The sequence below is a fragment of the Kitasatospora sp. NPDC101447 genome, from assembly GCF_044767225.1.
Taxonomy (GTDB): domain Bacteria; phylum Actinomycetota; class Actinomycetes; order Streptomycetales; family Streptomycetaceae; genus Kitasatospora.
In genome coordinates, this window is sequence record NZ_JBIWNL010000077.1 from 1 (window position 1) to 6,796 (window position 6,796).

Here is a 6,796-nt window from a genome sequence, read left to right on the forward strand (position 1 = left end):
GCCCAAACTCCTCCACAAACTCACCAACCTCACCTACAAACACACCACCGCCACCCAACACGCCCTCACCAACCTCCACCACCACCTCACCAACAATCAGTAAGCAAACGAAGAAACAGAACGGCCAAGAGAGAACGTGAAACGAGCCGGGATTCACCGCCACCGGTCACCGCGGGCGGCGCTCCCGGCTCTTCGCGCTGCCCGGTCGGTCCGTACCGGCACAAGTCCGTTACAGCCTGCGCCAGTTCCTCCCAGGGCGCCTGCGGCCTGGCATCATCCGACTACGCCGGAAGATCAACGGGGTGCGGACGAGGCAGGACGGTGAGGATGCGGTGGACGACGTGACCGACGATGTGACGGACAGCGTGCCTGGCGCGTGGGCGGGAAGCCTGAGCAAGCCGAAGCAGCGGCGGAAGGTGGCGCCGGTCGTCCGGATGGGATGGAAGGTCTTACTGGTCGCCATAGGCCTGTCCGCGGTGGGCCTCGGATTCTTCCGGTTCGTGGACGCCTTCGAGGCGTCGGGCGCCTACCGCTCGGCGCCGGCCTGCGGGTCGGCGGAGGCCGGGGACGTGGTGGAGTGCGTGCGGACGGAGAGCGGGCAGGTGACGAAGAAGTCGTCCAGTTCCAGCGACGATTCGGTCACCTATCTGCTGACGATCTCGCGCGAGACGGCTCCCAGCGGCGAGTACGACGTGGGCGGCGCCTTCTACCGGGACGTCGAGGTCGGCACCACAGTCGATCTGAAGATCTGGAAGGACGATGTGGTCTGGGTCTCCTATCACGGGCACCAGGCCGAACAGCGGAACATGCCGTGGTGGAGCGTGTTCGAGGTCGCCCTGTTGATCGGTGCCGGCACGACGCTGCTCGCGTACCGCGTGGCCTCGGCGGACCTGCGGGCGTGGGGGTGGCCGCTGCTCGTCGCCGTTCCGACCGCCGTCGCCACGGGCACGGGCTGCGTCCTCCTCATCGCGTACCAGTGGCCGTTCGCCGTCACGTTGACCCTGGCGATCGTGTCCTGGCTGATCGCGGTGGTCATCGCCGCGACGGCCGTGTCGGAACTGTAGGCCCGCGGCGGGCGACGCCCGTCGGCCGCGCGCCACACCCGACGGCAGGCAGCCCGGTCCTCGACTCCCACATGATTGTCAGGTTCTCGACACGGGAAGGAGGCCGATCAGAGGCCGATCAGTCACAGACCACTCACCAGGGGAGGACCATCCGTGCGCCGCACACCCGCCGGCACCACCACCGCTCTGCTCGCCACCGCCCTCGCCGCGGCCCTGCTCGGCGCCACCCCCTCCTGGAGTGCGCCGGCCGGGAGCACGGCACCGCCCAGCGCGGCACCGCCCTCCCGCCAGGTGGAGGCCTTCGCGGAGGACGGCAGCATCTCCCGCGCCCAGGCCCCCGCCGTCTCCCCCTTCGTCGCCGCGCCGGCCCAGGGCGTGGCCGCGCCGCAGGGGGACGGTGACGTGACGCCGCTGGTCCGCAGCGGCGATCCGGCGACCAAGCTGGACGTCGTGGTGATCGGCGACGGGTACGCCGCGCAGGAGCAGCAGAAGTTCCTCACGGACGCGGCCGAGAAGTGGCGCGAGGTGACCGCGGTCGAGCCGTACGCCACGTACCGCGGGCTGTTCAACGTCTGGGCGGTGTCGGCGGTTTCGCCGGAGTCGGGGGTGACCGGCGATCCGGACCGGGCGACCGTGCGGCACACCGCGCTGGGCTCGTACTTCTGGTGCGACGACGTGGAGCGGCTGCTCTGCGTGGACGAGAAGGCGGTCGAGCGGTACGCGGCGAAGGCCCCGCAGGCGGACCTGGTGCTGGTGGTGGCCAACAGTGCCAAGTACGGCGGCGCCGGCTACAACGACGTCACGTCCCCGCTCGGCTACGAGGGCATCGCCACGGTGGCGGGCGGGAACGCCAAGTCCGGGCAGATCGCGGTGCACGAGACCGGGCACTCGCTGGGCAAGCTCGCCGACGAGTACGCCTACGACGGCCAGGGGACGTACCAGGGCGACGAACCGGCCGAGGCCAACATCAGCACGCTCACGGCCGACCGGATGCGGCAGCAGGGCACCAAGTGGTCCCGCTGGCTCGGGCAGACCTCCCCGGACGGCGGGACGGTCGGTGCGTACGAAGGCGGCGGCTACTACCCGACCGGGCTGTACCGGCCGACCGAGAACTCGATCATGCGCTCGCTCGGACGGGAGTTCAACCTGCCCGGGCGGGAGGCGATGATCGCCGGCTTCTACCGCCACGCCACGCCGCTCACCAGCCCCACAGCCGAAGGGAGTTGGCTCACCGCGGCCGACCACCTGACCGTCGACCTGCCGGTGCCCGGCACCCGGCTGCGCTGGTTCCTGGACGGCCGCGAGCTGCCACGCCTCTCCGGTCGCACTGCGCTGGACCTCGGCGACCTCAAGCTGACCGGGCCCCGGATCCGGCCGCACCTGCTCACCGCCGTCGCCACCGATCCCACCCCCGCCGTGACGGACCCGGCGCTGCGTGCGGACCTGACCGCGAGCCTGTCCTGGATCGTCACGCGGTGATCCTCACACGCTGATCGTCACGCGCTGAGACCGGTCCGAGCCGCTGCACCCGAATGCGGTGCAGCGGCTCGACGGGCACCGAATGCGGTGCAGCGGCTCCGCGGTGCCGGTGGTGTGCACGCAGAAAGTGCCTTCCTGCCAGGGCTGACGGATCTCGGACCCGCCTCATCGTCCCGGTTCGGAAGGCACTTCCGCGCTGCGATCACGCTGCGATCACACTGCGGACGTCGCCGCGCGTGGGACGCGCACGTCAGGCCAGGTCGAGATAGAACTTCTCGTCCGCGCCGCCGTTGGCATTGATCTGGCAGTTCACCGTTCCTCCCGGACCGGTGGCGGTGGTCACCCCACTGCCGGTCACCAGGCGCAGGTAGATGTTCGGGAAGGCCGCCGACCCGAAGGAGAACGAACCGTCGGGCTGGGGAAGGAGGTGGTACTTCTCCCAGGGGCCGAGGCCGAACTGACAGTTGACCGTCCCCCCTCCGGCCATCGTGGTGGGGACCCCATTGCCGTCCATGCGCAGGAACACGTTCGGGAAGGCCGCCGACTCGAAGGCGTAGGTGCCGTCGCTCTGCGGCCGGACCCTGAAGGCCGTCAAGGGACCGTTGCCGTACTGGCAGTTGACCGACCCCGCGCCGTTGTCCCTGGCCGTGGTCACTCCGGTGCCGTCCATGCGCAGGTGGACATTCGGATAGTGCGTCGACTGGATGGTGATCGGCGCGTCCCCGAGCTTTTCGAGGTCAGCTGCTGACAATGACATGATGGCCTCTTTCCCTTCGGTCTGGGCGTGTCACGAACGAGTCGAACCGGTTCCGCCACAGGCACTCTCTCCGTACTGAATTCGAGCGAGAGGGATGTGCCCGGTACGGCAATCACGGCGTCGGACAGCGGGAGCCTTTCGGGACGAACCATGCGGCCTCGTCGGCACTGTGCGGCCTCGTCGGCTCCTGTGCTGTGCTGCGTGCCGTAGAAGGAGAAGCCTGACAGGCGGGAACGGCAAAGCGGCTCATCAGCCGCTCGTGTTTGCCACCCCCGTTTTCTTCCTGCTGCCGCAGGCCCCGCACCGACTGTAATCCGGCGCGTACAGCCTGTCCAGGCTCGGTACTTCGGCAAACGCCGTCCACATCGCGGACGATATGCGGAAGTGCTCCTTGGCCTGGGAGAACCGTCTTTTCAGGAAGCGGCGGCCGCGGTGGAATGCCCGGACCGGTCGTCCCACCCGTCGGGGAGGTCCTGGCGGGCGCCGATGAGGTAGTCCAGGCCTTCCACCGGGCCGGCGGGCGGGCCGAGCAGCTCCCACAGCGGTTCCCACAGGCGGGGCGGGACGCGGTAGTCGCCCGCCAGCATCCAGACATCGTCGCCGAGTCGGACCTCGGGGGCGCCCTCGAAGAGGTGGCGGACCCGCAGGTACTCCTCCCGGTTCAGCTCACGGGAGTAGCGCAGTTCGTCGTCCGTGTCGAAGCCGTCCAGGAGCCAGAGCACGTTGCGTCCGTCGGCGTAGGGGTCGTCGACGGAGGACGCGTCGACGAAGGACGCATCGACGGAGGGCGCGTCGACGGACACGTGGTCGGCCGGAGCGTGGTCGGCGCGGGGTTGGTCGTTGTCCACGCCGCCACTCTACGGGGGCCTGCGCTCAGCCCGGTCGGCGCTGTTCCGGCAGCGCCGGCGGGCGGCGGCGCAGCGGTGCCAGCTCGCGCTCCAGGGTGCGGACGTCCAGCGCTATCCGGGCCGCGATGTCGCGCGGGCCGGTGCCGGCGGGCATCCGGCGCGACCAGGAACGGGGCTTGGCCGGGCCGTCCTGGACCATGTGGAAGTTGAGCCTCACCACGTCGGCGACGTCGACCAGGCTCACCAGGATCCTGGTGTCCGGGAGGTCGATGCTCACCTCGTTCCCGATGCACGAGCAGGCCACCAGGCCCTCGATGTCCTCCTCGGCCAGGTACCTGGCCAGGGGTACCGCCCTCCCCCGGACCAGAAACGGACGATCCACCGGACTCACCGGACCCGCCTCCTCCCCCAGCACGCGCACGCGCCGCGGCCGCGGCGCAAGCGCACCGCAACAGACCGGGCCCGCCCATGCTCCACCACATCCGTGCCGGGCGCCAACTCGCTGTCTCACCCAGTGAATTGGGTGTAGTCACCGACCCGGCGCACCGGCGCACGCTCCGGCGCACCGGGCCCCGCACCGCAGCCATCGCCACGAGCGACCGCCACCTCCACCACCACCACGACCGGCGCCCAACGCGCAGGTGCCCGTCCGCGCGTGGCGGACGGGCACCTGAGGCAGGCAGTGCGTGCGGACGGGTGTCAGCGCCCCGAGCGGGTGAACCGGCCGTGCAGCACCAGGGAGCGGGTCAGCGCGAGCAGACCGCCCGTGCACAGCGCGGTGCGGAGCATGTTGGCCGGCACCCAGCTGTCGGCGAAGTGCGCTCGCACCGAGGCGAAGTCGTGGATCTGGGACGGGTCGCCCGCCGCCGCCAGCTGGTTGTTGAGCGGGATGTTGACGCCCATGGTCACCATCAGCGCCACCACGTACAGCGCCGTCGCCAGCGCGGCCCACAGCGCCGCCTGCCGCCGGCCCGCCTTGTGCAGCAGCCACGCCGCGATGCCCGTCGCCGCGAAGGCACCGACGAAGACCAGGCCGAACATGCCGTTCTCGATCGACTTGTTGATGTGCTGCATCGCCGTCACGTACGTGCGGTCGTCACTCGCCGCCAGGCCCGGCATGACCGACACGTCGAAGGCGAAGAACAGCCCCGCCATCAAACCCATCGCGATGGTCGCGCCCACCAGCAGCGGCCCGGTCGCCTTGCTCTGCCCGACGGCGTGCGCCGAACTCCCCATCCCCACACCTCCGATGGCCGACGGCGCGGAGTACGACAGCGGAACCGCGGTCTGATCCGAACGCATCTCAGGACCCCTTCACTCTCCCGGCCCGCGGGCTGCGGTGCCGACGAACTTTGTGCACACGACACCGACCACCGTGCGGTGCACCGCGCAACGGAAGCGCGACAACCGGAACCCCGGGCCGCAGGACGGCACGTGCCCCGTCTTGCGCCGCCCCGGCGGTCCGGGCGGTCCGGCGGGCGCACCGTCGCCCCCTGCGGCCCGGCGGGCGCACCGTCGCGCCCGCCCGCCACCCGCTGCGGGCTCAGAGCACCGCCGACAGGCCACGCCGGTACCGCCGCTCCAGCACCGTCCGCCCGATCAGCCGCACCGGGGCCGGGATCGTCGCGGACACCGCCCGGACGGCGGCCGGGTCCGCGCCGTCGAACATCCAGGGCTGCAGGTAGGTCATCACCTGGGTCGGTGCGCTCTGGATGATCCGGCGCTCCACCCGCAGGTACTCGTCCACCGGCAGGCCGGCCAGCGCCGGGAACACCACCGGCTCCTCGTGCCCGAGGTGGTCGCGCACCAGGGTCTCGAACGCCTCGGCGGCCGCCGGGAGTTCGGCCCGCAGTCCGGAGCCGAGCACCCCCGCCACCCGCCGCATCGACCGGTCCAGCGCTTCGTGGTCCTCCTCCAGGACCCCGCCGCCGTCGAACCCGGCCACCCGGCCACGCAGGTACGGCCAGAGGATCTCGTCCTCGCTGTGGTGGTGCCAGTCGATCACCGCGCGCAGCCGCCCGAACCACTCCGCCAGCTCCGCCGTGGATCCCGACGGTCCGCGCGTGGCGGCGGCGCTCAGCCGCGCCGCGTCGCGGCGCATCGCCACGTGCATCAGTCCGAAGCCCTTGATGTGGCCGGGCAGTGTGCCGATGCCCCGCTCGCTCGACCAGACCGTTGTGCCGTCCGACATGACCAGACCTCCAAAGTCCGTTCAGGGTCCCTTGCAACGCCCGCCCGGGGGCGGCCACACGGGGCCGCCGGGGACGAGCCGGCTCATACGTTCCACACGCCCGAGGCGGCGGCTTCCCGGGCGTAGTCCGCGAAGTCCCGCGGCTCACGACCCAGCGCCCGCCGCACCCCGTCACCCAACGACGCGTTCCGACCGTCCAGGATCATCGAGAACAGCTCCGCGAAGTCCGCCGGCAACCCCGCCTCCTCCAGCACCCGCCGGTACGACTCCAACGACACCGCCTCGAACCGCACCTCACGCCCCACCGCCCGCGACAACTCCACCGCCACATCCGCGAACGACAGCAACCGCGGCCCCGTCAACTCGTACACCGAGCCCGCATGCCCCGCCTCCGTCAACGCCGCCACCGCCACGTCCGCAATGTCCTCCACATCCACGAACGGCTCCACCGCACCAC

7 protein-coding genes and 1 pseudogene are annotated in these 6,796 nt (G+C 71.0%); 2 read left to right on the plus strand and 6 right to left on the minus strand.

From position 1 onward, the window contains the following. The first annotated feature begins 332 nt into the window (after positions 1 to 332). Positions 333 to 1,064 carry a hypothetical protein gene (locus tag ACIRST_RS42190; RefSeq protein WP_402810078.1) on the plus strand — a complete coding sequence of 244 codons (732 nt, stop codon included), beginning with the start codon at positions 333 to 335 and terminating at the stop codon, positions 1,062 to 1,064. A 153-nt stretch (positions 1,065 to 1,217) separates the two neighbouring features. Continuing rightward, positions 1,218 to 2,543, plus strand: a complete 1,326-nt coding sequence (locus ACIRST_RS42195) for a M64 family metallopeptidase (RefSeq protein ID WP_402810080.1) — start codon at positions 1,218 to 1,220, stop codon at positions 2,541 to 2,543. 250 nt (positions 2,544 to 2,793) lie between these two features. On the opposite strand, the gene ACIRST_RS42200 is transcribed toward ACIRST_RS42195, so the two are convergent. The 6 genes and pseudogenes from ACIRST_RS42200 to ACIRST_RS42225 form a co-directional block, all read right to left on the minus strand. After that, on the minus strand, positions 2,794 to 3,300 hold the full coding sequence (locus tag ACIRST_RS42200) for a hypothetical protein (protein WP_402810083.1): 507 nt from the start codon (positions 3,298 to 3,300) through the stop codon (positions 2,794 to 2,796). Positions 3,301 to 3,713: 413 nt separating this feature from the next. Then, complete coding sequence (locus tag ACIRST_RS42205) at positions 3,714 to 4,148, minus strand: hypothetical protein (protein WP_402810086.1); 435 nt, start codon at positions 4,146 to 4,148, stop codon at positions 3,714 to 3,716. Between the two features lie 25 nt (positions 4,149 to 4,173). Further along, entirely contained in the window at positions 4,174 to 4,530 is a 357-nt protein-coding gene (locus tag ACIRST_RS42210; RefSeq protein ID WP_350526825.1) for a hypothetical protein, read from the minus strand. Positions 4,531 to 4,847: 317 nt separating this feature from the next. Then, positions 4,848 to 5,450 carry an anthrone oxygenase family protein gene (locus tag ACIRST_RS42215; protein ID WP_350526824.1) on the minus strand — a complete coding sequence of 201 codons (603 nt, stop codon included), beginning with the start codon at positions 5,448 to 5,450 and terminating at the stop codon, positions 4,848 to 4,850. A 241-nt stretch (positions 5,451 to 5,691) separates the two neighbouring features. After that, positions 5,692 to 6,339, minus strand: coding sequence for a hemerythrin domain-containing protein (locus tag ACIRST_RS42220; protein WP_350526823.1), 648 nt, complete (start codon positions 6,337 to 6,339; stop codon positions 5,692 to 5,694). An 83-nt stretch (positions 6,340 to 6,422) separates the two neighbouring features. Next, a pseudogene (locus tag ACIRST_RS42225) lies at positions 6,423 to 6,796 on the minus strand (NmrA family transcriptional regulator); the annotation flags it as partial.